Source organism: Streptomyces sp. NPDC051677 (genome assembly GCF_044453465.1).
Lineage (GTDB): Bacteria > Actinomycetota > Actinomycetes > Streptomycetales > Streptomycetaceae > Streptomyces.
In genome coordinates this window covers 17758-44607 of the sequence record NZ_JBITCT010000024.1, presented here as the reverse complement: position 1 = coordinate 44607, position 26850 = coordinate 17758, and the positions used below count along the sequence as shown (strand labels likewise).

Sequence of the window (26850 nt, the reverse complement as noted above, 5' to 3'; positions counted from 1 at the left end):
TGTGCCGTATTGCGTGGTCTGTGGTGCTTACGGTTTCGCGCTGTCGGTCATGGTTCGATCCTCCCGGCTGGCTTGCCGGTTTGTTCATGAGGACGTGCCCGGAGCCTAAATGGTTCATGCCTCGAAGGGAACGTGATATGTACTTCACTCCATCGAGGGATCGAACACGTATGCGACGCTGGACTAGTCTGAGTTTGAGACGAGGGTGGCGTGACAACGGCTCTACCAGGCCTCGGTACCCTCTTGGCGGTGAACCAAGCCGCGCCCTTACCCAGAAGGGCCCCAACTGAAATTCAGCGAGGAGCGAACCGCGTGACCGCCGAAACGTCCGTGCCGTCCACAGCGCTGCTGGCAGGAGCAGACCGGGACGGTTCCAACTACACCGCGCGGCACCTGCTCGTCCTCGAGGGCCTCGAGGCCGTGCGGAAGCGCCCGGGTATGTACATCGGCTCGACCGACAGCCGTGGTCTGATGCACTGCCTGTGGGAGATCATCGACAACTCCGTCGACGAAGCCCTGGGCGGATACTGCGACCACATCGAGGTGATCCTCCACGACGACGCCTCGGTCGAGGTCCGTGACAACGGCCGTGGCATCCCCGTCGACGTCGAGCCCAAGACCGGCCTGTCGGGCGTCGAGGTCGTCATGACCAAGCTGCACGCCGGCGGCAAGTTCGGCGGCGGCTCCTACGCCGCCTCCGGCGGTCTGCACGGCGTCGGCGCCTCCGTCGTCAACGCCCTGTCCGCCCGACTCGACGTCGAGGTGGACCGCAGCGGCCACACGCACGCCATCAGCTTCCGGCGAGGAGTCCCGGGCGCCTTCGCCGCGGACGGCCCCGACGCCAAGTTCGAGACGGGCGGCCTGCGCAAGGTCAAGAGGATCGCCAAGAACCGCACCGGCACGCGTGTGCGGTACTGGGCCGATCGCCAGATCTTCCTCAAGGACGCCAAGCTCTCCCTGGAGACCCTCCACCAGCGGGCCCGCCAGACCGCGTTCCTGGTGCCGGGCCTGACCATCGTCGTGCGCGACGAGTACGGCCTCGGCGAGGGCGGCAGCAAGGGCGAGGAGTCCTTCCGCTTCGACGGCGGCATCAGCGAGTTCTGCGAGTACCTGGCCACCGACAAGCCCGTCTGTGACGTCCTCCGCTTCACGGGGCAGGGCACGTTCAAGGAGACGGTCCCGGTCCTGGACGAGCACGGGCAGATGACCCCGACGGAGGTCACCCGCGAGCTCGGCGTCGACGTGGCGCTGCGCTGGGGTACCGGCTACGACACGATGCTCCGGTCGTTCGTCAACATCATCGCCACACCCAAGGGCGGCACCCACGTCGCCGGCTTCGAGCAGGCGGTCGCCAAGACGATGAACGAGGTGCTGCGGGCCAAGAAGCTGCTGCGCGTCGCCGAGGACGACATCGTCAAGGACGACGCCCTGGAGGGCCTGACCGCGGTCGTCACCGTCCGCCTCGCCGAGCCCCAGTTCGAGGGCCAGACCAAGGAGGTCCTCGGCACCTCGGCGGCCCGGCGCATCGTGAACACCGTGATCTCCCGGGAGCTCAAGGCGTTCCTGACCTCCACCAAGCGCGATGCCGCAGCTCAGGCGCGGGTCGTCATGGAGAAGGCGGTCGCCGCGGCGCGGACGCGTATCGCGGCCCGGCAGCACAAGGACGCACAGCGCCGCAAGACGGCACTGGAGTCCTCGTCCCTGCCCGCGAAGCTGGCCGACTGCCGCAGCGACGACGTCGAGCGCAGCGAGCTGTTCATCGTCGAGGGAGACTCCGCGCTCGGTACGGCGAAGCTCGCCCGCAACTCCGAGTTCCAGGCGCTGCTGCCGATCCGGGGCAAGATCCTCAACGTCCAGAAGTCGTCCGTGACCGACATGCTCAAGAACGCGGAGTGCGGCGCGATCATCCAGGTCATAGGAGCGGGCTCCGGACGCACCTTCGACATCGACGCGGCCCGCTACGGCAAGATCATCATGATGACCGACGCCGATGTCGACGGTTCCCACATCAGGACCCTGCTGCTGACCCTGTTCCACCGCTACATGCGGCCCATGGTCGAGTCCGGCCGGGTGTTCGCCGCGGTGCCGCCGCTGCACCGCATCGAGCTCATCCAGCCCAAGAAGGGCCAGGACAAGTACGTGTACACGTACTCGGACCGCGAGCTGCGCGACAAGCTCATGGAGTTCCAGAGCAAGGGCGTCCGGTACAAGGACTCCATCCAGCGCTACAAGGGTCTCGGCGAGATGGACGCGGACCAGCTGGCCGAGACGACGATGGACCCCCGTCACCGCACCCTGCGGCGCATCAACCTCTCCGACCTGGATTCGGCGGAGCAGGTGTTCGACCTGCTCATGGGCAACGACGTGGCGCCGCGCAAGGAGTTCATCTCCAGCTCGGCGGCGACGCTGGACCGGTCCCGCATCGACGCGTAGCCGCTGGGCCGGGCGCTGCTCGGCCACGGCTCGGCGGGCTCTCCGGCTGGGACGAGCGGGCCCGGGTTCTCCACCCACGGGTGGAGAACCCGGGCCTTCGCATATCCACCCATGATCCACCCCCGCTCCGATCTGCGGAGCTTCGCGATTCCGTAGCGTCGAAGGCGTCGGCAGCACTCGCTGCCGGCACCCCCTTCCCGCTCACGGAGGCTGTGATGTCCGGGCTCGTCAACGCACTGGTGATCGTGGCCGTGGCCGCCCTGGTGATCGTGCGGCAGTTCCGCGCAAGCCGCATCGACACGGACCGACGATGGTGGCTGCTGCCCGGGATCCTGGCTGTCATAGCGCTGCGCGAGCCCGACCTCCTCGACACCCGTCACGCCACGGCTTCGGCCCTGGTGCTCGGCGCCGAAGTGATCGTCGGCCTGGTCATGGGAGCCGCCTGGGCATGGACCACGCGTATCTGGGTGGAGCCGGACGGCGCGGTGTGGAGCAAGAGCACCAAAGCGAGCGCGGCCGTCTGGGCCGTCGGCATCGGTCTGCGGGCGGGCCTCTTCGCGATCGGTGCGCTGATGGGCATCCACCAGCACAGTTCGGCCCTGATGCTGGGGCTTGCGGGCACGCTGCTGGTCCGCTCCGGGATACTGATCTGGCGCTCACGGTCCCTGAACCAGGCCACCGCGCCCGCCCTGGCATACGGCGACCACCTGCCCCGGTCCGCGTGGAAGGAGCGCGTGTGACGGAGAACGCTTGGACACGTTGGCCTTCTCGGGAGGCGCTGGGCCGCGAGGGGACGACGCGCTCCCGACGCCTGATCGCCTGGGTCGTCCGACTGCTGCTTCTCGGCATTCTCCTGTGGAGTGCCTTCCACGACAGCCGTGTCCACGGCTGGGTTGCGGCGGCGGGCGCCGCGGGAGTCATCCTGACAGGCGGGCTGGCCTGGTGTTACTGGCGGGCCACGCTCCAGCACCGGCTCTGGCCGTCGCTGGCCCTCATCCTCCTTCTGCTGACGCTGGCCGTCGGCGCCCAGGTCGTGGGTTTCCGAGAGCCCGCCCTCGTTCTGTGGTGCGGCTGCGGCGTCGCGGCACTGGAACGGATGCCCCTGGCGGTGGCGCTGCCCGTCGCCTCGGTCGCGCTCGCCTCGTATGCGGCCGTGAACAACGACGTGTGGCTCACCACAGCCGCCACGGTCGGCGGGATGGCCCTCGCCGGGTACACGCTGCGCCTGGACGCCGAGGCTCGGGGCAACGCCCAGCGTATGCTCGCCCAGGAGCGTGCGGCGCGTGCGGCGGAGGCCGAGTCGGCCGCACTCGCGGAGCGGGCCCGCATCGCCCGGGAGATCCACGATGTCCTGGCCCACAGTCTCTCGGCGCAGCTCGTGCACCTGGAAGCGGCCCGGCTGCTGATCGAGCGGGGCGCGGACCGCGAGCAGATCCTCGACCGCGTGGTGGCGGCACGTGGGATGGCCCGCGACGGTCTTGAGGAGACCAGACAGGCGCTCTCCGCGCTGCGCGGTGATCTGACGCCGCTGGAGGCCTTCCTGACCGACCTCGTCCGCACGTCGGACGGCGCCGAGGTCACCGTTGGGGGTGAACGCAGACAACTGCCGGCCGAGGCCTCACAGGCAGTGCGAAGGGTCGCCCAGGAAGCCCTGACGAACGTCCGCAAGCACGCTCCAGGCGCGAAAGTGCGGGTGCGGCTGGAGTACGGCCCGCATGAAGTCACCCTGGACGTAAGGGACTCGGGGGGCGCTCCGGGCGAACTCGCCCAGGCGGGGGGCGGGTACGGTCTGCTGGGCATGCGGGAGCGCGCCGAACTGCTGGGCGGATCGCTCGCCGCCGGACCGGACGAGGAAGGTTTCGTGGTGACGCTGAAGGTGCCGGTATGACGGAGGAGGCGGAGAAGAAGCCCGCCAAGGTGGTGGTCGCGGACGATCAGACGGTCGTCCGGGAGGGCATCGTGATGCTGCTCGGGCTGTTGCCGGGAGTCGAGGTGGTGGGCGCCGCCGGGGACGGGGACGAGGCGGTGCGGCTCGTCGCCGAACTCGCTCCCGACGTGGTGCTGATGGACTTGCGGATGCCCCGCTGCGACGGAGTGGAGGCGACCCGGCGGATCCGGTCGGAGCATCCCGGGACCCAGGTCGTGGTGCTCACGACCTACGCGGACGACGAGTCTCTGTTCCCGGCGCTGAAAGCGGGAGCCCGGGGGTACCTCACCAAGGACGCCGGAGGGGACGAGATCGTGCGGGCCGTGCACAGCGTGCTGTCCGGGGACGCGGGGTTGTCGCCCAGCGTCCAGCGGAGGCTGCTGGAGCGCCTGTCGGCGCCCGAACCGGAGCCGGCGGAGCCCGCTGCCGTGCCCGACGGGCTGACGACGCGGGAGGCGGAGGTGCTGGTGCTGATCGCCGAAGGGCTGAGCAACCAGGAGATCGCGCGCAGGCTGAGCGTGTCCACCGCGACGGTGAAGACCCACATCAACAACATGTTCACCAAGGCGGGCATCAAGGGCCGCGCCCAGGCGGTGCGTTACGCGTACCGGATGGGGCTGGTACGGCCGCCGACGGGGTGAATGGCCCGTCGGTCACCTGAAGGGGTGAAGTGTGCGGGGAAGAAGAGTCGGGGATCTTCCCGTTCTGTCCATCCTTGGGCATGCAGTCAAGCAACGGCCGTGTCCGCATCGACGGGGACGGCTCCGAGGTCGGCGACCCCACGCCCTACGGGGACGAGCACCATCAGCGTCAAGTCCGGGCATTCGTCGAAGCGCCAGGAGAATTGCGCTACGAGGACCCGTGGTATGACGCGCTCGCCTCGGGCTGGGGCGAGTCGGCCACCACGGTCACGGAGGTGACCGAGGTCCCGGGGGCGCGTCGGGAGCGGGGGACCGGAGCCGTCGCGGCGGCCCAGGTCTACCTCGAGGTGCAGCGCAGCGCGGCCTTCCAGGAGGTGCGCAGCAGGTACCGGCGGTTCGTGGTGCCCGCGGTCGCCGGGTTCTTCGTCTGGTACGTGGCGTACGTCGTGACCGCGACGACCGCGCCCGCGTTCATGGCGCGGCCGGTGGCCGGCGCGGTGAACGTGGCGTTGCTCGCCGGGCTCGGACAGTTCCTCAGCACGTTCCTGCTCACCTGGGCCTACGCTCGGCACGCACGGCTGCACAGGGACCGGGCCGCGCTCGAACTGCGCTGGGACACCCAGGAACTGACGCGTGAAGCAAGGGGCGGTGCGTCGTGACCGGCAACCAACAGACGTCGGCGTTGCTGCTGTTCAGCGCCTTCATCGCGGTCACACTGGGGATCACGACCTGGGTGGGGCGCAACCGGCAGGGTTCTCAGGAGGAGTTCTACGCAGGCGGGCGGTTGTTCTCCCCGATGGAGAATGGTTTTGCCATCGCGGGCGACTACATGTCGGCCGCCTCCTTCCTGGGCGCCACCGGACTGATCGCGCTGTACGGGTACGACGGCCTGCTGTACGTGGTGGGCTTCCTCGTGGCCTGGCTGGTGGTGCTGTTCCTCGTCGCCGAACTGGTGCGCAACTGCGGGCGGTTCACCCTCGCCGACGTGGTCGCCGCCCGTATGAGCGAGCGGCCGGTGCGGATCGCGGCGGGAACCTCCTCGGTCACCGTCTCCGTTCTCTATCTGGTGGCGCAGATGGTGGGTGCGGGCAGCCTGGTCGCGCTGCTCCTCGGGAACACCGGCGAGGCGGCCCGGTCCTGGACCGTCATCGGGGTCGGTGCGCTCATGGTGATCTATGTGTCGTTGGGAGGGATGCGGGCCACCACGTGGATTCAGATCGTGAAGGCGGTTCTGCTGCTGGGCGGCACCATCGTGCTCACCGCGCTCGTCCTGGTGCGTTTCCACGGTGACGTCGACCAGTTGCTGAGTACGGCGGCCGAGCGCAGCGGGCACGGGTCCGCCTATCTGGCACCCGGGCTGAAGTACGGCGGGGACTGGACAGCGCGCTTCGACTTCATGAGCCTGGGGCTCGCGCTGGTGCTGGGCACGGCGGGGCTGCCGCACATCCTGTCCCGCTTCTACACCGTGCCGACCGCGCAGGCCGCCCGGCGGTCCGCCGTCTGGTCGATCGGGCTCATCGGCGGGTTCTACCTGATGACGATCGTCCTGGGCTTCGGCGCTGCGGCGATCGTCGGCCCGGAGGCCGTACGCGGCTCAAACGCCTCCGGGAACACGGCCGTTCCCCTCCTCGCCCTCGACCTGGGCGGCGGCGCCGACTCCACGGGCGGCACGGTCCTGTTCGCGGTCGTGGCGGCCGTCGCCTTTGCCACGATCCTCGCCGTCGTCGCCGGGGTCACGCTCGCTTCCTCGGCGTCGGTGGCGCATGACCTGTACGCCTCCTTTCGCCGTCGGCACGCCGAACCCCGCAGCGAGGTCGCAGTGGCACGGGTCGCCGCCGTGGGCGTCGGTGTGGTCGCGATCGCCCTGAGCCTGCTGGCCCGCGATCTCAACGTCGCCTTCCTGGTCGGTCTCGCCTTCGCCGTCGCCGCGTCCGCGAACCTGCCCGTCCTGCTGTACTCGCTGTTCTGGCGGGGCTTCACCACACGGGGCGCCGTGTGGGCGGTGTACGGCGGGCTGGTGCCTGCCCTGGCGCTCGTCGTGCTGTCGCCGGTGGTGTCCGGCAGCCCCGAGTCGCTCTTCCCGACCGTGGACTTCCAGTACTTCCCCCTGCAGAACCCCGGCCTGGTCTCGATTCCGCTCGGCTTCCTGGCGGGCTGGCTCGGCACGGTCACCTCGGCCGAGATCGCGGACGAGGCCAAACACGCGGAGACCGAGGTGCGGTCACTGACGGGAGCGGGCGCCGCCTAGGGCGTCCGGCCTGGTGGGATCGACAGACCCCATCCGTAGCCGGTCGGGGACGCCCGGTACCCCATCGGGATCACCGCTGGCCGCTCACCGAGCACGGCTACGGTGCCACCCATGCGTACCGGTGCTCCGGGCGGCCCGTGTCGCCGTACTTCAGGGAGAGGTGCAGGCGGCCGGCCTGTTCCAGGTGGCGGAGGTAGCGCTGGGCGGTGGAACGGCTCAGGCCCGTCTCGGCGGCGACCTCGTGGGCCGACAAGGGATGGTTCGCGCGGTGCAGGACAGCGCAGATCAGGTCCGTGGTCGGTTCCGAGTGGCCGCTCGGCAGACCGGGCGAGGACGGCACCGGCGCCGTACGCAGGGCGCCGAAGATCCGGTCGACCTGTTCCTGGCCGGCGATGCCGTGCCCGCCCACCCGGTCCACGGTGCGGCGCAGGGCGGCGTAGGAGTCGAGGCGGGTGCGCAGCGCGGCGAAGGTGAATGGTTTGACCAGGTAGTGCAGGGCGCCCAGGCGCATCGCGGTCTGCACCGTCGTGACATCGCCGGCCGCCGTGATCATGATGACGTCGGTGCCGTGGCCCTGTTGCCGCATGCGGTGGACGAGCTGGAGGCCGGTCTGGTCGGGCAGATAGTGGTCGAGCAGCACCAGGTCGATGGTGCCGCGCTCGACGGCGGCCAGTGCCTGGGCGGCACTGTGCGCGCGGGCGGCCACCCGGAATCCGGGAACCTTTCCCACGTACTTGGCGTTGATCTCGGCGACACGGAAGTCGTCGTCCACGACCAGGACGTCAATCATCGGGCCTCTCTCCGTGCAGGCCAGGTGGGCGTTAAGCCCATGTTTCGGCTTCGCTGTTGTAGCGCGAGCAAAACGAGCACAACAGGCTACTGCAGGCAAAAGAAGCGCATGCGCCCAGAAGGCTGATGCCGCCCCGCCGGTCACCTCTACCGTCCCCGGCCATGAGCGCACACACCAGCCCCGCCATCGAGCTGCGGGGTGCGAGCAAGGTCTTCAGGACCCCGTCGGGCGCCCCGCACACGGCCGTGCGGGAACTCGACCTCACTGTCGGGCGCGGCGAGTTCGTGGCCGTCGTCGGACCGACCGGCTGCGGCAAGTCGACCACGTTGACGCTGGTCAGCGGATTGGAAGAGCCCACCCAGGGCGAGGTGCTGGTCGCCGGGCAGCCCGTGCGGGGCGTCGGCGACAAGGTCGGCTTCGTCTTCCAGCAGGACGCGACGTTCCCGTGGCGCACGGTCCTGTCCAACGTCATGGCCGGCCCCCGCTTTCGCGGGGTGCCCAAGGCGGAGGCGAAGCTGAAGGCGCGCGAGTGGCTGGCCCGGGTCGGGCTCGCCGCCTTCGAGGACCGCTACCCGCATCAGCTCTCCGGCGGTCAGCGCAAACGCGTCGCCCTCGCCGCGACCTTCGTCAACGACCCCGAGATCCTGCTCATGGACGAGCCGTTCTCGGCGCTCGACGTGCAGACCAGGGCCCTGATGTCGGACGAACTCCTGGAGCTGTGGGAGGGCACCGGCGCATCTGTGATCTTCGTCACTCATGACCTGGAGGAGTCCATCGCGCTGGCCGACAAGGTCGTGGTCATGACCGCGGGGCCGGCCACCGTGAAGCACGTCTTCGACATCGACCTGCCGCGGCCGCGCAAGGTCGAGTCGGTGCGTCTGGAACCGCGCTTCATCGAGATCTACCGCGAGATCTGGGAGTCCCTCGGTGAAGAGGTCCGCATCACCCGTGAAAGAGGTGCCGCCCATGTCGCCTGACGTGCTCAGCACACCGGTCGTCGACACGGCCAAGGCGCCGGACCGCGCGCACTCACGCGCGCGTGCCGCCCGTAGACGCAAGATCGTCGTCTCGGCAGCCCGCGTCCTCCTCCTGGTGGCCGTCCTCGCCCTGTGGGAGGCGCTCTCCCGGGCCAAGACCATCGACCCGTTCAACTTCTCGATGCCCTCCAAGATCTGGGACCAGATCTGGACCTGGATCACGCACGGGACCGCGCTCGGCTCCCTCGGCGAGCAGATCTGGTACACGCTCTACGAGGCGCTGCTCGGCTGGATCATCGGCGTGGTCACCGGTGTCGTGTGCGGCATCGCGCTCGGACGGATCGCCTTCCTCGCCGACGTCCTCGGCCCCTACATCAAGGTGCTCAACTCCATACCCAGGATCGTGCTGGCCCCGATCTTCGTGATCTGGTTCGGCCTCGGCCCCGCCTCCAAGGTCGCCTCGGCCGTCGTCCTGGTGTTCTTCCCGGTCTTCTTCAACGCCTTCCAGGGCGCCCGCGAGGTCGACCGCAACCTCGTCGCCAACGCCCGCATCCTGGGTGCGAGCGACCGCAGGGTGACGCTTCAGGTGGTCATCCCGTCGGCCACCTCGTGGATCTTCACCAGCCTCCACGTCAGCTTCGGCTTCGCCCTCATCGGCGCCATCGTCGGCGAGTACATCGGCGCGACCAAGGGCATCGGCCTGCTCGTCGCGCAGTCACAGGGCACGTTCAACGCGGCCGGCGTGTACGCCGCGATGGTCATCCTCGCCGCCGTCGCACTGGTCGCCGAGGGGCTGCTGACCTTCGCCGAGCGCCGCATCTTCCGATGGAAGCCGTCGGGTTCCGACAGCTGACCCTTCGGCCGGTCGCAGCCGACCCTTCGTCGAACGATCCTCGCCTCCTCGCCTCCTCGCCTCCTCGCCTCCTCGCCTCCTCGCCTCCTCGCCTCCTCGTCGAACGACCCTCATCCCCGCACCGCCCTCTCACAAGGACGTGAACCCGCCATGCGCATGCGCACAACCGCCAGACACGCGGCCCTGGCCGCAGCCGGCCTGCTCGCCCTCTCCTCGCTCACCGCCTGCGCCAACGACGCGGCCAGTACCGCGTCCACCGGATCCGGCAGCAAGGGGGACGGCAAGGGCACGAAGGTCAAGATCATGGTCGGTGGCCTGGACAAGGTCATCTACCTGCCCGCGATGCTCACCCAGCGGCTGGGCTACTTCGACGCGGAAGGGCTCGACATCGAACTGCTGAGCGAGCCGGCCGGTGTGCAGGCCGAGACCGCGCTCGTCTCCGGCCAGGTCCAGGGGGCGGTCGGCTTCTACGACCACACCCTCGACCTCCAGGTGAAGGGCAAGGAGGTGGAGTCCGTCGTGCAGTTCTCGCAGGCCCCCGGCGAGGTGGAGATCGTCTCCACCAAGGCGGAGGGAGACATCGCCTCGCCCAAGGACTTCAAGGGGAAGAAGCTCGGCGTCACGGGCCTCGGCTCCTCGACGGACTTCCTCACCAAGTACCTCGCCGTCAAGAACGGCGTGAAGGTCAGCGAGTTCACCCCGGTCGCCGTGGGCGCGGGGCCGACCTTCATCGCGGCGCTCCAGCAGGGCGCCATCGACGGCGGCATGACGACCGACCCGACCGTGGCGAACGTCCTGGACAAGAAGGCCGGGAAGATCCTCCTCGACATGCGCACCCCGCAGGGCTCGCAGGAGGCGCTCGGCGGACCGTATCCGTCGTCAAGCCTGTACATGCAGACGGACTGGGTCAACAGCCACAAGGACACCGTCCAGAAGCTGGCCAACGCGTTCGTCAAGACGCTCAAGTGGATGTCCACGCACAGCGCCGGCGAGATCGCCGAGAAGATGCCGGCCGACTACTCGCAGGGGAACAAGCTGCTGTACTCGGTGGCCATCAAGAACTCGCTGCCCATGTTCACCAAGGACGGCGTGATGCCCAAGAACGGTCCCGAGACCGTCGAGAAGGTCCTCAAGGCGTTCAACACGAACATCCAGAACGCCGACGTCGACCTGAGCAAGACCTACACGACCGAGTTCGTCGACAAGGCGACGGGCTGACGGTCGAGCAGGCGGCGGGTCGGGATCCGTATCCCAGGAGGGCACGGTTCCTTCCCCGCCCCCAAGAATCGTGCCCTCAGGCGCGGGTCGCCCACACGTAACGGTGTTCGGGGCGGCCCGCGTCGCCGTACTTCAGAGTCAGCCGGGCCCGTCCCGTGCGCTCCAGGAGCTTCAGATAGCGCTGGGCGGTCTGGCGGCTCACTCCCGTCCGGTCGGCGATCTCCTGCGCCGACAGCGGCCCTTCGGCGTTCATCAGGGACTGACGTACGAGTTCGGCGGTCGTGGGGGAGTGCCCTTTGGGCAGACCGGGCTCCGAGGAGGCGGACAGCGCGCCGAAGATACGGTCGACGTCGGCCTGTTCGGCCTCGCCTCCGCCGTCGAGCGTGCGACGCAGGTCGGCGTACGCCTCCAGCTTGGCGCGCAGGCCCGCGAAGGCGAACGGTTTCACCAGGTACTGCAGGGCGCCCTGGCGCATCGCGGCCTGCACCGTCGAGACGTCCCGGGCGGCCGTCACCATGATCACGTCGGTCTGGTGGCCGCGCCGGCGCATCTCCTGTACCACCTCCAGACCCGTCTCGTCGGGCAGGTAGTGGTCCAGCAGGACGAGGTCCAGACGGGGCAGCAGCTCCAGCTGGCGCAGCGCGTCGGCCGCGCTGTGGGCCTCGCCGGCGACATGGAAGCCGGGGACCTTCCCGACGTAGGCGGCGTTGACCCGGGCGACCCTGGTGTCGTCGTCCACGACCAGGACCTCGATCATCGCGACTCCTCCTCGACAGCGCCCTTCGCCAAAACGGCCCACGCGGGCTCCAGGCCGGACGCCGGACCGGATTCCAGGTCGGACGCCGGGCCGGACGCCGGTTCGGGCTCGGTCAGCGCGTCGGGCAGGACGACGGTGAACTCGGCGCCCCCGCCGGCCGCCTCGCCGACCGCCGCGCTGCCGCCCTGCCGCTCGGCGAGCCTGCGCACCAGGGAGAGCCCGATGCCGCGCTTGCCGTGCGCCGGCGGCTTCTTCGTGGACCAGCCCTCCGTGAAGATCAACTCGCGTTGCTCGGCCGGTATGCCGGGCCCGGTGTCCCGCACCCGCAGCACGGCGGCACGGCCCTGCGCGCGCAATTCGACCTCCACGCGCGCGTGCGGCTTGCCCGCGACGGCGTCCAGCGCGTTGTCCACCAGGTTGCCGACGATCGTGACGAGCCCGCGCGGGTCGATCAGACGGTCCGGCAACCGGGTGCGGTCGGAGACCCACAGGGCGACACCGCGCTCGGCCGCGACGGTCGCCTTGCCGACCAGCAGGGCGGCGAGCAGCGGATCCTCGATCCGCTCGGTCACCTGCTCCGCGGTGGCCCGGTGATCGCCGACCACCTCGCCGACGAACTCCACGGCGTCGTCGTACATCTCCAGTTCGAGCAGTCCCAGCAGCGTGTGCATGCGGTTGGCGTGCTCGTGGTCCTGGGCGCGCAGCGCGTCGATCAGGCCGTGCGTCGAGTCCAGCTCGCGGCCGAGCTGCTCCAGCTCGGTGCGGTCGCGCAGCGTGGCCACCGCGCCGCCGTCGTCGGTGGGCATGCGGTTGACGACCAGGACGCGCTGGCCACGGACGGAGATCAGGTCCGTGCCGGTCACCCGGCCGGACAGGACGTCGGCCGTACGCCCCTCGCCGAGCGCCTCGTCGGGCGATGCGCCCACCGCCTCGTGCCCGATGCCGAGGAGGCGCTGGGCCTCGTCGTTGAGCAGCCGGACGCGTCCGGCGCGGTCCAGGGCGACGACGCCCTCCCGGATGCCGTGCAGCATCGCCTCGCGCTCGGCGAGCAGCGCAGAGATGTCCGAGAAGGCCAGGTCGCGGGTCTGTCGCTGGACCCGCCGGGAGATCAGCCAGGCGGCCAGCGCACCCACGGCGAGGGCGCCTCCGGCGTAGGCGAACAGCCCGGGGATCGCGTGGATCAGACGCGCCCGCACACTGTCGTACTCGATGCCCACCGAGACCGCGCCGATGATCCTGCCGTCGCTGTCGCGCAGCGGCACCTTGCCGCGGGCCGAGCGGCCCAGGGTGCCGCTGTCGATCTCCATGACGGTCTCGCCGGCCAGCGCCTTGCTCGGAGACGTCGAGACATGGCCGCCGACCTCCGCCGGCTCCGGGTGCGACCAGCGCGTGCCGTTGAGGTCCATCACCACGACGTACTCGGCGCCGCTGGCCTTGCGGATCCGCTCGGCCTCCCGCTGCACCGGTCCGTCGACCGACGGCCGCGTGCTCCGGAGATCCTCGGCGATCTGCGGCACCGCGGCCGTGGTCTGCGCGATGGCGAGGGCGCGGCGCATCGCCTGGTCGTCCAGCTGATTGCTGAGCGGGGCGAGGAACAGCCCGGTCGCGAGCACCACGACGCCCGCGGCGATCGCCAGCTGCATGAGCAGAAGCTGCGAGAACATGCGCCGCGGCATTCCGAGGCGCAGGCGACGGGCGGGGGGAGTGGGGCTCATACCCAAGACGGTACGTGGGCGGACCGCTGCAGCCGTAGGGGTGGGTGGTGTGGATCTCAGACGGCCGGCGCCGTCCCCGCCAGTTCACGCACTGCGACCACGTCCATCCGCGCAGGTGAACCGAGGACCGAGGCGCCGCAGGTTTCCGGCCGCGGCGGCTGGGAGTGGCTCTGGGCCACCTCGACCTGCCAGTGGCGCCCGTCGGTGTGCGCGACGGTCACCTCCCAGCGCGGCGCGCCGCCGCTGGTCCGGACGACGCTCAGCGCCTCCGCCGCGTCTTCGCCGGTGGCCGCGCGCACCGCCAGCTCCGCCGCCTGGCCGGGCCGCTCCCAGGCCGAGCTCCCACGACACCCCTCCACGACGATCCGCCCCTCCTGGACGCCGTGCAGGACCTCCTTGACGGCGCGCGCCTCGGCGCGGCCGTACGCGTACCCGTGCGGCAGGACGAGCAGGGTGGGGGAGAAGCGATGACCCCCCAGATGGGTGACCTCCCAGGCGCCCCGCACCCCGGAGGCGGCGAGTTCCGCGGCCAGCGGACGGCCGAGGAGCGCGCAGCAGCGGTCGCGCTTGCCGTTGGTGCAGACGAGGGCGAGCGGGCCGCCGGTGTGGGGCCGGCCCCGCAGCGCCCGGTCGAAGGTGTGGTGGTCGCCCCGGCCGAGCGCGGCGAAGTCGAGGTCCAGCAGCTGCCGGGGATCGTGGGTGGTGGCGCTGCGCAGCCACACCCTGCCGGGGACGGTGTGCGCCGCGTACACCTGCCGCAGGCGCGGTGAGCCGAGGTCCGCGTGGCGTCCGGGACGCCGGATGAGCGCGACGCGTACGCCCGTGTCCTGCGCGGCGGCCTCCAGGGCGCGGCCCAGGAAGGGGTCGAGGTGGCTCGAGACCAGCGCATTCGCACCCCAGGGCCCGGGCTGTTCCAGGAGGAGCCAGGTTGTCGCCGTGGCCGCGGTTCCGGAAATGGGCTCGTCGAGGTCCCGCGAGACGGTCGCGCACGTACTCACAGAGGTGAGCCTAACCTGACTTGACGCAGAGTGGTTTTCGGGCCCTGCCCGAGCGGGGCATGTGTCCTGCCGCGCGAGCACGCGTGCGCGTGCCGAAGGGTCCGCTCGCGATCGGACCTTCACCTCGCAGGGGTGCTTCCGGCTCGTATTCTGGGGCCGCAGTCAGTCCTCGTACGTGCGCCGGGCCGCGGGCCGGTGCACGTACAGGTGTCAGAGAGGTCGTACGTGTCGCAGAGCCGCAGTCCGCAGCAGATCCCGGTCGTCGTACTCGCCGGATTCCTCGGCTCCGGCAAGACGACCCTGCTCAACCACCTCCTGCATCGCAGCGGCGGCAGCCGTATCGGCGCGATCGTGAACGACTTCGGCGCCATCGAGATCGACGCCATGGCCGTGGCCGGAGCGCTCGGGGACTCCACCGTCTCCCTCGGCAACGGCTGCCTGTGCTGTGCCGTGGACGCCAGTGAACTCGACGTCTACCTCGAACGGCTCGCCGCGCCGGCCGCCGGCATCGACGTCATCGTCATCGAGGCCAGCGGCCTTGCCGAGCCCCAGGAACTCGTGCGGATGGTGCTGGCCAGCGAGCATCCCGGCATCGTCTACGGCGGGCTCGTCGAGGTCGTCGACGCCGCCGAGTTCGACGAGACCCGGGCCAGGCATCCCGAGGTCGACCGGCATCTCGCCCTCGCCGACCTCGTCGTGGTGAACAAGCTCGACCGTGCGTCCGACGGCGAGCGCGTCCTGGGGCTCGTCCGGTCCCTCACCGACCGCGCCGCCGTCGTCCCCGCCACCTACGGCCGCATCGACCCGGAGTTCCTCTTCGACTGCCGGCCGAGCGAGGAGCGCGTCGGACAGCTCTCCTTCGACGACCTGCACGACCACAGCGGGAACGATCACGCCGACCACCTCCACACCGCGTACGACAGCCTCTCCTTCAGCTCCGAGGTCCCCCTCGACCCGCGTCGGCTGATGGAGTTCCTCGACAGCCGGCCCGAGGGGCTGTACCGGATCAAGGGGTACGTCGACTTCGGCCCGAACGACCCGGCCAACCGGTACGCCGTGCACGCCGTCGGCCGCTTCCTCCGGTTCTACCCGGAGCCCTGGCCCGCCGCGGACGCCCGCCTCACCCGGCTCGTCCTCATCGGTTCCGGCATCGACGCCGCCGCCCTCGGCAAGGAACTCGAGGCGTCGCAGAACGACGCCCCACACGCCGACGAGCACGGCATGTGGGGCGTCCTCCGCTATGTCCAGGACCCCGACGACGAGGCCCTCCACAAGACCGGGACCAGGGCCGAAACCGAGGCCGAAGCCGAGATGGGAACCGAAGCCGAAGCCGGCGGCTGAGGTCTAGACCGGTCCCGCCACCACCGACACCGTCTTCGACAGGGACACGCCCGAGCCGTCACGGCGCGGGTCCATCTCCGGCAGGTCGGCGGGCAGGCCGTTCTTCTGCGCCGCCTTGGCCGGCACGGGGCCCGCCCAGGCCAGCGACAGGCAGTCCTCGCCCTTCAGGAACCGCTGGCAGCGCACACCGCCGGTGGCGCGGCCCTTGCGCGGATACTGGTCGAAGGGGGTGAGCTTGGCGGTCGTCTGCACGGAGTCGTCCAGCGTGCCGCGCGAGCCCGCGATCGTGAAGACCACCGCGTCCACCGCGGGGTCCACGGCCGTGAACGAGATCACCTTCGCGCCCTCGGTGAGCTTGATGCCCGCCATACCGCCCGCCGGACGGCCCTGCGGGCGCACCTGCGAGGCCTGGTAGCGCAGCAGTTGGGCGTCGTCGGTGATGAAGACGAGGTCCTCCTCGCCGGTGGTCAGTTCGATGGCGCCGACGATCCGGTCGCCGTCCTTCAGGGCGATGACCTCGAGCTCGTCCTTGTTGGTCGGGTAGTCGGGCACGACGCGCTTGACCACGCCCTGTTCCGTGCCGATCGCCAGGCCCGGGGACGACTCGTCGAGCGTGGTCAGGCAGACCACCGTCTCGTCGCCCTCCAGGGAGACGAACTCCGCCAGCGGGGCGCCGCCCGACAGGTTCGGCGCCGTCGCCGTGTCCGGCAGCTGCGGCAGGTCGACGACGTTGATCCGCAGCAGTCGGCCCGAGGAGGTGACCGCGCCGATCTCCCCGCGCGCGGTGGCCGGCACCGCCGAGACGATCACGTCGTGCTTGGTGCGCCGGCCGTCCGCGTCCTCGGCGCTCTCCCCGAAGGGCTCGCCGGTCGCCGTGCGGGCCAGCAGGCCCGTGGACGACAGCAGGACGCGGCACGGGTCGTCCGCGACCTGGAGCGGCACGGCGGTGGCCGTGGCGCCCGACGACTCCAGCAGGACCGTACGGCGCTCCGTGCCGAACTTCTTCGCCACCGCGGCAAGTTCGGCCGAGACCAGCTTGCGCAGCTCCGCGTCCGAGTCCAGGATCCGGGTCAGCTCGGCGATCTCCGCGTTGAGCTTCTCCTTCTCCGCCTCCAGTTCGATGCGGTCGAACTTGGTGAGCCGGCGCAGCGGGGTGTCCAGGATGTACTGGGTCTGGATCTCCGAGAGCGAGAAACGCTCCATCAGGCGCTGCTTCGCCTCCGCGCTGTTCTCGCTGGAGCGGATCAGCCGGATGACCTCGTCGATGTCGACGAGGGCGGTGAGCAGGCCCTCCACCAGGTGCAGCCGGTCACGGCGCTTGCCGCGGCGGAACTCGCTGCGCCGGCGCACGACGTTGAAGCGGTGGTCGAGGTAGACCTCCAGGAGTTCCTTGAGGCCCAGCGTGAGCGGCTGCCCGTCGACCAGCGCCACGTTGTTGATGCCGAAGGACTCCTCCATCGGCGTCAGCTTGTAGAGCTGCTCCAGCACCGCCTCCGGCACGAAGCCGTTCTTGATCTCGATGACCAGGCGCAGGCCGTGCGCGCGGTCGGTGAGGTCCTTGACGTCGGCGATGCCCTGGATCTTCTTCGAGCCGACCAGGTCCTTGATCTTGGCGATGACCTTCTCGGGGCCGACGGTGAAGGGCAGTTCGGTGATGACCAGGCCCTTGCGGCGCGCCGTCACCGTCTCCACCGAGACCGTGGCACGGATCTTGAAGGTGCCGCGGCCGCTCTCGTAGGCGTCCCGGATGCCGGAGAGGCCGACGATCCGGCCGCCGGTGGGCAGGTCGGGGCCCGGGACGTACTTCATCAGGGCGTCCAGGTCGGCGCCCGGGTAGCGGATCAGGTGGCGGGCGGCCGCGATGACCTCGCCCAGGTTGTGCGGCGGCATGTTCGTGGCCATGCCGACGGCGATTCCGGAGGCGCCGTTGACCAGCAGGTTCGGGAACGCGGCGGGCAGTGCCACCGGCTCCTGCTCCTGGCCGTCGTAGTTCGGCGCGAAATCGACCGTGTCCTCGTCGATCGACTCGGTCATCAGGCTCGTCGCCTCGGCCTGGCGGCACTCGGTGTACCGCATGGCGGCCGGCGGGTCGTCGTTGCCCAGCGAGCCGAAGTTGCCGTGGCCGTCGACCAGCGGCACGCGCATGGAGAAGGGCTGGGCCATGCGCACCAGGGCGTCGTAGATCGACGCGTCGCCGTGCGGGTGCAGCTTGCCCATGACCTCGCCGACGACCCGGGCGCACTTGACGTAACCGCGCTCGGGGCGCAGGCCCATCTCGTTCATCTGGTAGACGATGCGGCGATGCACCGGCTTCAGGCCGTCGCGGGCGTCCGGCAGGGCGCGGGAGTAGATGACCGAGTACGCGTACTCGAGGAAGGAGCCCTGCATCTCGTCGACGACGTCGATGTCGAGGATCCGCTCCTCGTACGAGTCGTCGGGCGGCGGGGTCTTCGTGCTGCGGCGGGCCATCGCTGCCGGCTCCTTGCTGGGGCGTGTGACGGGATCTGACGCGGACCATTGTGGACCGTGCCACTGACAGCGCGGGCGAGGACCCGGCGTCGGCCGTCCGGCCCCGCACGCAGAGGCACCTCCTGCACGGCTGCCCGCAGGCTACGCGATCTCGCTCTCGGCGTATGTCCTGCGGGAACTTCGCCGACCGTCCACACGCTTGCATACAGTGGCAGGACCGGCAGGAAAACCGCGGTTTCGACGACCGCGTCCGCGATCGGAAGGGACGTACATGCCCATGGGTCACACGGCCACAGCCCAGGCAGGCTCCGGGGGCCTGACAGCGACCGAGCACCGCCTGGCCAACGGCCTGCGCGTGGTGCTTTCGGAGGACCACCTGACCCCCGTCGCGGCGGTGTGCCTGTGGTACGACGTCGGTTCACGACACGAAGTCAAGGGTCGTACCGGCCTTGCTCACCTTTTCGAGCACCTGATGTTCCAGGGCTCCGGACAGGTCAAGGGCAACGGCCACTTCGAGCTGGTCCAGGGCGCGGGCGGCTCGCTCAACGGCACCACCAGCTTCGAGCGCACCAACTACTTCGAGACCATGCCCGCCCACCAGCTGGAGCTCGCCCTCTGGCTGGAGGCCGACCGCATGGGCTCGCTGCTCGCCGCCCTCGACGACGAGTCGATGGAGAACCAGCGCGACGTCGTCAAGAACGAGCGCCGCCAACGCTACGACAACGTCCCCTACGGCACGGCCTTCGAGAAGCTGACGGCCCTCGCCTACCCGGACGGCCACCCCTACCACCACACGCCGATCGGCTCGATGGCCGACCTGGACGCGGCGACCCTGGAGGACGCGCGCGCGTTCTTCCGGACGTACTACGCGCCCAACAACGCGGTCCTGTCCGTGGTCGGCGACATCGACCCCGAGGAGACCCTCGCCTGGGTCGAGAAGTACTTCGGCTCCATCCCGGGCCACGACGGCAAGCCCGAGCCGCGCGACGGCTCGCTGCCCGACGTCATCGGCGAGCAGCTGCGCGAAATCGTCGAGGAGGAGGTGCCGGCCCGCGCCCTGATGGCCGCCTACCGCCTGCCCGAGGACGGCACGCGCGCGTGCGACGCCGTCGACCTGGCGCTCACCGTCCTCGGCGGCGGCGAGTCCTCCCGCCTCTACAACCGGCTCGTGCGCCGCGACCGTACGGCCGTGGCGGCCGGCTTCGGCCTGCTGCGGCTCGCCGGCGCGCCCTCCCTGGGCTGGCTGGACGTGAAGACGTCCGGTGACGTCGAGGTGCCCGTCATCGAGACCGCCATCGACGAGGAGCTCGCCCGGTTCGCCGAGGAGGGCCCCACGGCCGAGGAAATGGAGCGCGCCCAGGCCCAGTTGGAGCGCGAGTGGCTCGACCGGCTCGGCACCGTCGCCGGCCGTGCCGACGAACTGTGCCGCTACGCCGTCCTGTTCGGCGACCCGCAGCTCGCCCTGACCGCCGTCCAGCGCGTGCTGGACGTGACGTCCGAGGAGGTGCAGGAGGTCGCCAAGGCCCGCCTGCGCCCCGACAACCGCGCGGTGCTCGTCTACGAGCCGACCGCTGCCGAAGCCCCCGCCGACCAGGACGAGAACGAGGAGGCGGCCCAGTGACCGAGCTCGCCACGATGGACTTCCACCCCCAGCCCGCGGCGGGCGAGGCCAAGCCCTGGGCGTTCCCCGCGCCGGAGCGCGCCGCGCTGGCCAACGGCCTGACCGTGCTGCACTGCCACCGGCCCGGCCAGCAGGTCGTCGCCGTCGAGATCCTCCTCGACGCGCCCCTGGACGCCGAACCGGCCGGCCTCGACGGCGTCGCCACGATCATGGCGCGAGCCTTCTCCGAGGGCACCGACAAGCACTCCGCCGAGGAGTTCGCCGCCGAACTGGAGCGCTGCGGCGCCACCCTGGACGCGCACGCCGACCACCCCGGCGTCCGCCTCAGCCTCGAAGTGCCGGCCTCGCGCCTGCCCAAGGGCCTCGGTCTGCTCGCCGACGCCCTCAGGGCGCCCGCGTTCGCCGACAGCGAGGTCGAGCGCCTCGTCCGCAACCGCCTGGACGAGATCCCGCACGAGCTCGCCAACCCCTCCCGGCGCGCCGCCAAGGAGCTCTCCAAGGAGCTGTTCCCGGCCACCGCGCGCATGTCGCGCCCGCGCCAGGGCACCGTGGAGACGGTCGAGAAGATCGACTCCGCCGCCGTGCGCGCGTTCTACGAGAGGCACGTGCGCCCCGCCACGGCCACCGCCGTCGTCGTCGGCGACCTCACCGGCACCGACCTGGACGCCCTCCTCGGCGACACCCTGGGCGCCTGGACGGGCTCCTCGGCCCAGCCGCGGCCCGTGCCGCCGGTCACCGCCGACGACACCGGCAGGGTCGTCATCGTGGACCGCCCCGGCGCCGTCCAGACGCAGCTGCTGATCGGCCGGATCGGCGCCGACCGGCACGACCGCGTGTGGCCCGCGCAGGTGCTCGGCACGTACTGCCTGGGCGGCACCCTCACCTCCCGCCTGGACCGCGTCCTGCGCGAGGAGAAGGGCTACACCTACGGCGTCCGCGCCTTCGGGCAGGTCCTGCGGTCCGCGCCGGACGGCTCGGGCGCCGCGATGCTCGCCATCAGCGGCTCCGTGGACACCCCGAACACCGGTCCCGCCCTGGAGGACCTCTGGAAGGTGCTGCGCACCCTCGCCGAGGGGGGCCTGACCGACGCCGAGCGCGACGTCGCCGTGCAGAACCTGGTCGGGGTGGCGCCGCTGAAGTTCGAGACCGCCGCTGCCGTCGCGGGCACGCTGGCCGACCAGGTCGAGCAGCACCTGCCCGACGACTACCAGGCGACGCTGTACCAGCAGCTCGCCGCGACCGGCACCGTGGAGGCCACCGCGGCGGCCGTGAACGCCTTCCCGGTGGACCGGCTGGTGACCGTCCTCGTCGGCGACGCGGCTCAGATCAAGGAGCCGGTGGAGGCCCTCGGCATCGGCGAGGTGAAGGTCGTGTCCGCCGAGTAGGCGGACCGGCAGGCGCGGTGCACGCGCCAACGGCACACGCGCGCAGGGGCCCTGGCCGACGGAAACGTCACCAGGGCCGCTGCGTGTCCGAATTGAGGCGGAGGTTGCCTGTCTGCCCTGTGGGATGCGCTACAAAAACCGGGATTCGTTTGAGGATTGAAACCCGTCCCGCTTAGCTTCATGCGGGCTGTTCGTCAGGCAGTGCGCCGCAGCCGCGGCACCGGACAGTCATCGCCGAGTCCCCGTACGGCGCGAGCCAGGGGAGCCGGGGACCCTCCCTCCTGTCGCCGCCTTCGCGGCTGGAGGGGCCCAGAAGTCCCTGGGGTGAATCGGACGCCCGCGCGAGCCGCGAGGGGGTCCGTAGGAGACCTTCCTGCTCCGAACCCGTCAGCTAACCCGGTAGGCGAGAGGGAAGGAAAGGACACCCCCCACTTCATGGCGTTCACCTGCGCCACCGGGAAGCACCGTCGGCCCAGCCGGATGCAGCGCACCACCGCGCGCGCGGCGGGCGTCGCGGCGCTCACCACCACCGGTGTCATGGCCACCGTCGCCTCCGCTCCGGCCTTCGCCGCCGAGCCCACGCCCGAGCAGACCGGGCTGATCCCCGTCGTCACCGCCGGCGAGGCCGCCGCCGAACAGATCGACGACCAGGTCGCCGTGCAGAAGCAGGCCGCCTACGAGCAGGCCGCGCGCCAGGCGGCCGCCAAGAAGGCCGTGGAGGAGCGCGAGGCACGCGTGCGTGCCGCCCGCGAGGCCGAGCGCAAGCGACTCAACGCCTTCGTGCCGCCGATCACGGGTTCCTACGTCTCCACCGGTTACCACGCCAGCAGTTCGCTGTGGTCCTCCGGCAGCCACACCGGCATCGACTTCCACGCCGCGACCGGCACCACGGTGCACGCGGTCGGCCTGGGCACCGTCGTCGAGGCCGGCTGGGGCGGGTCGTACGGCAACCAGGTGGTCATCAAGATGAACGACGGCACGTACACCCAGTACGGACACCTGTCGTCCATCAGCGTCTCGGTGGGCCAACAGGTCACTCCCGGCCAGCAGATCGGCCTGTCCGGCGCGACCGGCAACGTCACCGGTCCGCATCTGCACTTCGAGGCCCGCACCACGGCGGAGTACGGCTCGGACATCGACCCGGTCGCCTACCTCCGCCAGCACGGCGTGAACGTCTGACGACGCACGGCGACAGATCGTCCAGCCCCGGCCCTCCCGGCCGGGGCTTTCGCCGTTTCCGATGCCCTGCTGTCCAAAAAATATCCATGGATTCCGACCCGCCATCGGAAATTCCCGCTCATTGCAATAGAGTCACGGAACACACGTCAACCGTCGACGTTTCACGGGGATTAAGGCGGAGGTCCGTCATGCGTATTCCGGCGCACTCGGTGTGCACGGCCATTCGGGACGACATCGTCGCGGGTGTCTACGAGCGCGGCAGCCGCCTCACCGAGGAACTCCTCGCCCGCCGCTACGGCGTTTCCCGCGTCCCCGTCCGGGAGGCGCTGCGCACGCTGGAGGCCGAGGGCTTCGTCGTGACGCGGCGGCACGCGGGCGCGTGCGTCGCGGAGCCGACCGAGCAGGAGGCCGCGGACGTGCTGGAGATGCGCATGCTCCTGGAGCCGCTCGGCGCCGCCCGGGCCGCCCAGCGGCGCACGGAGGCCCACCTGAAGGTGCTGCGCGGCCTCGTCCGGCTGGGCCAGGAGCGGGCCAGGAGGGGCAACAGCGAGGATCTGCGCTCCCTGGGCGGCTGGTTCCACGAGACGCTCGCCCAGTCCTCCGGAAGCCACGCCCTGACCTCGATGCTCACCCAGCTTCGCCACAAGATCGCCTGGATGTACACGGTGGAGGCGCCGGTCAACCCCGTGGAGTCCTGGGCGGAGCACGGCGCGATCGTGGACGCCGTGGCGCGCGGCGACGGGGAGCGCGCACGGGCGATCACGGCGCTGCACACCGAGCGCACCACAGTGGCGCACCGACTGCGCTTTTCCGGCGGACCGGAGCGCGTCGACCGTGTGAGGACTTCGCAACCTCCCGTAAACATGACGAGCGTGCGGCATTAACACGAGAGCCGTATACAAAGAGGAGATAATTCGCGGGGGATTATTTCTGCTGCCCGTTGGCGGGAAATGCGAAGGGCTCGCCCGATAATTCGGACGAGCCCCGCAGCCCTCAATTCCCAGGGGTTGATCAGACGGTCTCGGGGAGTTCCTCGAGACCCTCGGCGACCAGCTTCGCGAGACGGTCGAGGGCGATGTCCGCGCCCTCGGCCTCGGAGGCGAGGACGATCTCCTCGCCGCCCTGGGCGCCCAGGCCGAGCACGGCCAGCATGGAGGCCGCGTTGACGGGGTTGCCGTCGGCCTTGGCGATCGTCACCGGGATACCTGCGGCCGTGGCGGCCCGGACGAAGATGGAAGCGGGGCGGGCGTGAAGGCCCTCGGCCCAGCCGACGTTGACGCGGCGCTCAGCCATGTGATGCTGCCCTTCAGGTTCAGGTTGTCTAGACCAGTGTTCCACACGTGAAGCGTGTGCGGGACGGGTCCTTCAGGACCCGTCCCGTGCGGTCGTCGGATCGCGGCCTCGATCCGGCATCCGTCCTGAACAGACTGCCTCGCGCCGTTGTCGGACGCGAGCCGTACTCTGGGCCCCATGCAGAGCGCGTCGGACCGGCACGAGTACCCCGCCCACTGGGAGGCCGACGTGGTGCTGCGCGACGGCGGCACCGCACGCATCCGCCCCATCACCGTCGATGACGCCGAGCGTCTGGTCAGCTTCTACGAGCAGGTCTCGGACGAGTCGAAGTACTACCGCTTCTTCGCGCCCTACCCGCGCCTGTCCGCGAAGGACGTCCACCGCTTCACGCACCACGACTTCGTGGACCGGGTGGGACTCGCGGCCACCGTCGGCGGCGAGTTCATCGCAACCGTACGCTATGACCGCATTGGCGCCGACGGGATGGCCGCCTCCGCGCCTGCCGACGAGGCCGAGGTCGCCTTCCTCGTGCAGGACGCCCACCAGGGCCGCGGTGTCGCCTCCGCCCTCCTCGAACACATCGCGGCCGTCGCGCGCGAGCGCGACATCCGCCGCTTCGCCGCCGAGGTGCTCCCCGCCAACACCAAGATGATCAAGGTGTTCACGGACGCCGGCTACACCCAGAAGCGCAGCTTCGAGGACGGCGTCGTCCGCCTGGAGTTCGACCTCGAACCCACCGAGCGCTCCCTCGCCGTGCAGCGCGCGCGGGAGCAACGCGCGGAGGCGCACTCCGTACGGCGCCTGCTGGCGCCCGGCTCGGTCGCGGTCGTCGGCGCCGGCCGTACGCCCGGCGGCGTCGGCCGAAGCGTCCTCGGCAACCTCCGGGAGGCTGGCTTCACCGGCCGCCTGTACGCCGTGAACAGGGCCTTCCCCGAGGACCTGAAGGAACTCGACGGCGTGCCCGCCCACCGCTCGGTGCGCGACATGGGGGAGCCCGTCGACCTCGCGGTCCTCGCCGTGCCGGCCGAGCACGTGCCCGAGGCCGTCGCCGAGTGCGGCGAGCACGGCGTGCAGGGACTCGTGGTCCTCTCCGCCGGGTACGCCGAGAGCGGCCCCGACGGGCGCGAGCGCCAGCGCGAACTCGTCCGCCACGCGCGCGCGTACGGCATGCGGATCATCGGCCCCAATGCCTTCGGCGTCATCAACACCTCCCCGCAGGTGCGGCTCAACGCATCCCTCGCCCCCCAGATGCCGAGGCCCGGCCGGATCGGCCTCTTCGCCCAGTCCGGCGCCATCGGCATCGCCCTGCTCTCCCGCCTCCACCGGCGCGGCGGAGGCGTCACCGGCGTCACCGGCGTGTCCACCTTCGTCTCCTCCGGCAACCGCGCGGACGTCTCCGGCAACGACGTCCTGCAGTACTGGTACGACGACCCCGACACCGACGTCGCCCTGATGTACCTGGAGTCCATCGGCAACCCGCGCAAGTTCACCCGCCTCGCCCGGCGCACGGCGGCCGCCAAGCCCCTGGTCGTCGTCCAGGGCGCCGGTTCCGCCCCCCAGGGGCACGCCGTGCGGGCGACGCGACTGCCCCACGCGACGGTGTCGGCGCTGCTGCGGCAGGCCGGCGTGATCCGCGTGGACACCATCACCGAGCTGGTCGACGCGGGCCTGCTCCTCGCCCGCCAACCGCTGCCGACGGGACCGCGGGTGGCGATCCTCGGCAACTCCGAGTCACTGGGCCTGCTGACGTACGACGCCTGCCTCTCCGAAGGCCTGCGCCCGCTGCCCCCGCTGGACCTGACCACGGAGGCGTCCGCCGAGGACTTCCACGCGGCCCTCGCGCGGGCGCTGGCCGACGAGACCTGCGACGCGGTGGTCGTGACGGCGATCCCGGCGATCGGGGAGGCGTCGCCCGGGGACGCGGCGCTCGCACAGGCCCTGCGCTCGGCCGCGGCCGCCGCCCCCGCCAAGCCGGTGCTCGTCGTACACGTGGAACTCGGCGGGCTCGCGGCGGCCCTGTCCGCGGCGGCGAGCACGGCGCCGCGCGCCGAAGGGACCCCCCACGCGCGCGTCGCGACGGAAGACACCGGGACCCGATGGCCCGTCCCCGTGGAAGCGCCCGAGGGAGCGCATCTCATCCCCGCCTTCCCCGCCGCCGAACGCGCCGTCCGCGCTCTCGCCGAGGCCGTGAAGTACGCCCAGTGGCGGCGCGAGGCGGCCGACCCCGGCAAGGTCCCCGAGTACGAGGACATCGACGAGAAGGGCGCCGCCGCACTGATCGGCGGGCTCCTCGCGCGCGGGCAGGGCCTCACCCTCGGCGCCGACGAGACGTGCGAGCTGCTCGGCCGCTACGGCATCCGCACCCGCCGGGCGATCCCCGCGCCCACCCCGGACGAGGCCGCACGGGCCGCGGGCGCCCTCGGCTACCCCGTCGCCCTCAAGGCCACCGCACCGCACCTGCGCCACCGCGCCGACCTGGGCGGCGTCCGCCTCGACCTGGCCGACGAGGAGCAACTGCGGCGGGCGTACGCCGAGTTGACGGAGCTCTTCGGCAAGCCCGAGGAGCTCCGCCCGGTCGTCCAGTCGATGGCCCCGCGCGGCGTCGACACCGTCGTCCGCGCGGTCATCGACCCGGCGGCCGGCGCCGTGCTGTCCTTCGGACTCGCCGGGGCCGCCTCGCAGCTGCTCGGGGACATGGCGCACCGGCTGGTGCCGGTCACCGACCGCGACGCGACCTCGCTGATCCGTTCCATCCGCACCGCCCCGCTCCTCTTCGGCTGGCGCGGCTCGACCCCCGTCGACACGCCTGCCCTGGAGGAGCTGCTGCTGCGCGTGTCCCGGCTGGTCGACGACCACCCCGAGGTCGTCGCGGTCACCCTGGAGCCGGTCGTCGTCGCCCCGCACGGCCTGAGCGTCCTGGGCGCCTCCGTACGCCTCGCGCCCCCGCCCGCGCGCGGCGACCTCGGACCGAGGACCCTGCCGACGTACTGAGCCTGCCGACGTAC

Annotated in this window: 21 protein-coding genes and 1 riboswitch; of the genes, 15 read left to right on the top strand and 6 right to left on the bottom strand. The window is 70.9% G+C overall.

The window, feature by feature from the left end; translation table 11 throughout:
• The first annotated feature begins 312 nt into the window (after positions 1-312).
• The 6 genes from ACIBAF_RS26590 to ACIBAF_RS26565 all read left to right on the top strand — a co-directional run bounded on the left by ACIBAF_RS26590 (position 313) and on the right by ACIBAF_RS26565 (position 7249).
• On the top strand, positions 313-2433 hold the full coding sequence (locus ACIBAF_RS26590) for a type IIA DNA topoisomerase subunit B (protein ID WP_399466274.1): 2121 nt from the start codon (positions 313-315) through the stop codon (positions 2431-2433).
• Positions 2434-2648: 215 nt separating this feature from the next.
• Positions 2649-3173 carry a DUF1453 domain-containing protein gene (locus ACIBAF_RS26585; protein WP_399466272.1) on the top strand — a complete coding sequence of 175 codons (525 nt, stop codon included), beginning with the start codon at positions 2649-2651 and terminating at the stop codon, positions 3171-3173.
• The gene (locus ACIBAF_RS26580; protein WP_399466270.1) at positions 3170-4321 is read left to right on the top strand and encodes a sensor histidine kinase; all 1152 of its coding nucleotides are present in this window, start codon (positions 3170-3172) and stop codon (positions 4319-4321) included. Before ACIBAF_RS26585 ends, ACIBAF_RS26580 begins: the two co-directional genes overlap by 4 nt.
• Positions 4318-5001: a response regulator gene (locus ACIBAF_RS26575; protein WP_399466269.1), complete on the top strand. Its 684-nt coding sequence runs from the start codon at positions 4318-4320 to the stop codon at positions 4999-5001. The genes ACIBAF_RS26580 and ACIBAF_RS26575 overlap by 4 nt, the downstream gene beginning before the upstream one ends.
• A gap of 80 nt (positions 5002-5081) precedes the next feature.
• Entirely contained in the window at positions 5082-5660 is a 579-nt protein-coding gene (locus ACIBAF_RS26570) for a DUF485 domain-containing protein (RefSeq protein ID WP_399466268.1), read from the top strand.
• Entirely contained in the window at positions 5657-7249 is a 1593-nt protein-coding gene (locus ACIBAF_RS26565; RefSeq protein ID WP_399466267.1) for a cation acetate symporter, read from the top strand. The genes ACIBAF_RS26570 and ACIBAF_RS26565 overlap by 4 nt, the downstream gene beginning before the upstream one ends.
• A gap of 97 nt (positions 7250-7346) precedes the next feature.
• Here the strand turns inward: ACIBAF_RS26565 and ACIBAF_RS26560 are convergent, their stop codons facing one another.
• Complete coding sequence (locus tag ACIBAF_RS26560) at positions 7347-8039, bottom strand: response regulator (protein ID WP_399466266.1); 693 nt, start codon at positions 8037-8039, stop codon at positions 7347-7349.
• A gap of 161 nt (positions 8040-8200) precedes the next feature.
• On the opposite strand from ACIBAF_RS26560, the gene ACIBAF_RS26555 reads away from it, so the two are divergent.
• The 3 genes from ACIBAF_RS26555 to ACIBAF_RS26545 all read left to right on the top strand — a co-directional run bounded on the left by ACIBAF_RS26555 (position 8201) and on the right by ACIBAF_RS26545 (position 11087).
• Positions 8201-9016, top strand: coding sequence for an ABC transporter ATP-binding protein (locus tag ACIBAF_RS26555; protein ID WP_399466265.1), 816 nt, complete (start codon positions 8201-8203; stop codon positions 9014-9016).
• On the top strand, positions 9006-9869 hold the full coding sequence (locus ACIBAF_RS26550; RefSeq protein ID WP_399466264.1) for an ABC transporter permease: 864 nt from the start codon (positions 9006-9008) through the stop codon (positions 9867-9869). Before ACIBAF_RS26555 ends, ACIBAF_RS26550 begins: the two co-directional genes overlap by 11 nt.
• A gap of 156 nt (positions 9870-10025) precedes the next feature.
• On the top strand, positions 10026-11087 hold the full coding sequence (locus ACIBAF_RS26545; protein ID WP_399466367.1) for an ABC transporter substrate-binding protein: 1062 nt from the start codon (positions 10026-10028) through the stop codon (positions 11085-11087).
• 76 nt (positions 11088-11163) lie between these two features.
• Here ACIBAF_RS26545 and ACIBAF_RS26540 read toward each other — a convergent pair whose 3' ends face one another.
• From ACIBAF_RS26540 to ACIBAF_RS26530, 3 genes are read right to left on the bottom strand one after another with little or no spacing between them, the layout of a single operon-like run.
• Positions 11164-11844 (bottom strand): response regulator, encoded by a 681-nt coding sequence (locus tag ACIBAF_RS26540; protein ID WP_399466262.1) that lies wholly within the window; start codon positions 11842-11844, stop codon positions 11164-11166.
• On the bottom strand, positions 11841-13559 hold the full coding sequence (locus ACIBAF_RS26535; protein WP_399466261.1) for an ATP-binding protein: 1719 nt from the start codon (positions 13557-13559) through the stop codon (positions 11841-11843). The genes ACIBAF_RS26540 and ACIBAF_RS26535 overlap by 4 nt, the downstream gene beginning before the upstream one ends.
• A 56-nt stretch (positions 13560-13615) precedes the next feature.
• Positions 13616-14557 carry a sucrase ferredoxin gene (locus ACIBAF_RS26530; protein WP_399466259.1) on the bottom strand — a complete coding sequence of 314 codons (942 nt, stop codon included), beginning with the start codon at positions 14555-14557 and terminating at the stop codon, positions 13616-13618.
• A gap of 225 nt (positions 14558-14782) precedes the next feature.
• On the opposite strand from ACIBAF_RS26530, the gene ACIBAF_RS26525 reads away from it, so the two are divergent.
• Entirely contained in the window at positions 14783-15898 is a 1116-nt protein-coding gene (locus tag ACIBAF_RS26525; RefSeq protein WP_399466257.1) for a CobW family GTP-binding protein, read from the top strand.
• Positions 15899-15901: 3 nt separating this feature from the next.
• Here ACIBAF_RS26525 and ACIBAF_RS26520 read toward each other — a convergent pair whose 3' ends face one another.
• Positions 15902-18367 carry a DNA topoisomerase (ATP-hydrolyzing) subunit A gene (locus ACIBAF_RS26520; protein ID WP_399466255.1) on the bottom strand — a complete coding sequence of 822 codons (2466 nt, stop codon included), beginning with the start codon at positions 18365-18367 and terminating at the stop codon, positions 15902-15904.
• A gap of 271 nt (positions 18368-18638) precedes the next feature.
• Here ACIBAF_RS26520 and ACIBAF_RS26515 point away from each other — a divergent pair, with 271 nt between their 5' ends.
• The 4 genes from ACIBAF_RS26515 to ACIBAF_RS26500 all read left to right on the top strand — a co-directional run bounded on the left by ACIBAF_RS26515 (position 18639) and on the right by ACIBAF_RS26500 (position 23436).
• Positions 18639-19988 (top strand): M16 family metallopeptidase, encoded by a 1350-nt coding sequence (locus tag ACIBAF_RS26515; protein ID WP_399466253.1) that lies wholly within the window; start codon positions 18639-18641, stop codon positions 19986-19988.
• A complete protein-coding gene (locus tag ACIBAF_RS26510) occupies positions 19985-21373 on the top strand; it encodes a M16 family metallopeptidase (protein WP_399466251.1) in 1389 nt (462 codons plus the stop codon). The genes ACIBAF_RS26515 and ACIBAF_RS26510 overlap by 4 nt, the downstream gene beginning before the upstream one ends.
• A 222-nt stretch (positions 21374-21595) precedes the next feature.
• Positions 21596-21794, top strand: a riboswitch (cyclic di-AMP (ydaO/yuaA leader).
• A gap of 14 nt (positions 21795-21808) precedes the next feature.
• Positions 21809-22552: a M23 family metallopeptidase gene (locus ACIBAF_RS26505; protein WP_399466249.1), complete on the top strand. Its 744-nt coding sequence runs from the start codon at positions 21809-21811 to the stop codon at positions 22550-22552.
• Between the two features lie 188 nt (positions 22553-22740).
• The gene (locus ACIBAF_RS26500) at positions 22741-23436 is read left to right on the top strand and encodes a GntR family transcriptional regulator (RefSeq protein ID WP_399466247.1); all 696 of its coding nucleotides are present in this window, start codon (positions 22741-22743) and stop codon (positions 23434-23436) included.
• Between the two features lie 127 nt (positions 23437-23563).
• Here the strand turns inward: ACIBAF_RS26500 and ACIBAF_RS26495 are convergent, their stop codons facing one another.
• A complete protein-coding gene (locus tag ACIBAF_RS26495) occupies positions 23564-23845 on the bottom strand; it encodes an HPr family phosphocarrier protein (RefSeq protein WP_399466245.1) in 282 nt (93 codons plus the stop codon).
• A gap of 177 nt (positions 23846-24022) precedes the next feature.
• Here ACIBAF_RS26495 and ACIBAF_RS26490 point away from each other — a divergent pair, with 177 nt between their 5' ends.
• The gene (locus ACIBAF_RS26490) at positions 24023-26836 is read left to right on the top strand and encodes a GNAT family N-acetyltransferase (protein WP_399466243.1); all 2814 of its coding nucleotides are present in this window, start codon (positions 24023-24025) and stop codon (positions 26834-26836) included.
• Positions 26837-26850 lie beyond the last annotated feature (14 nt).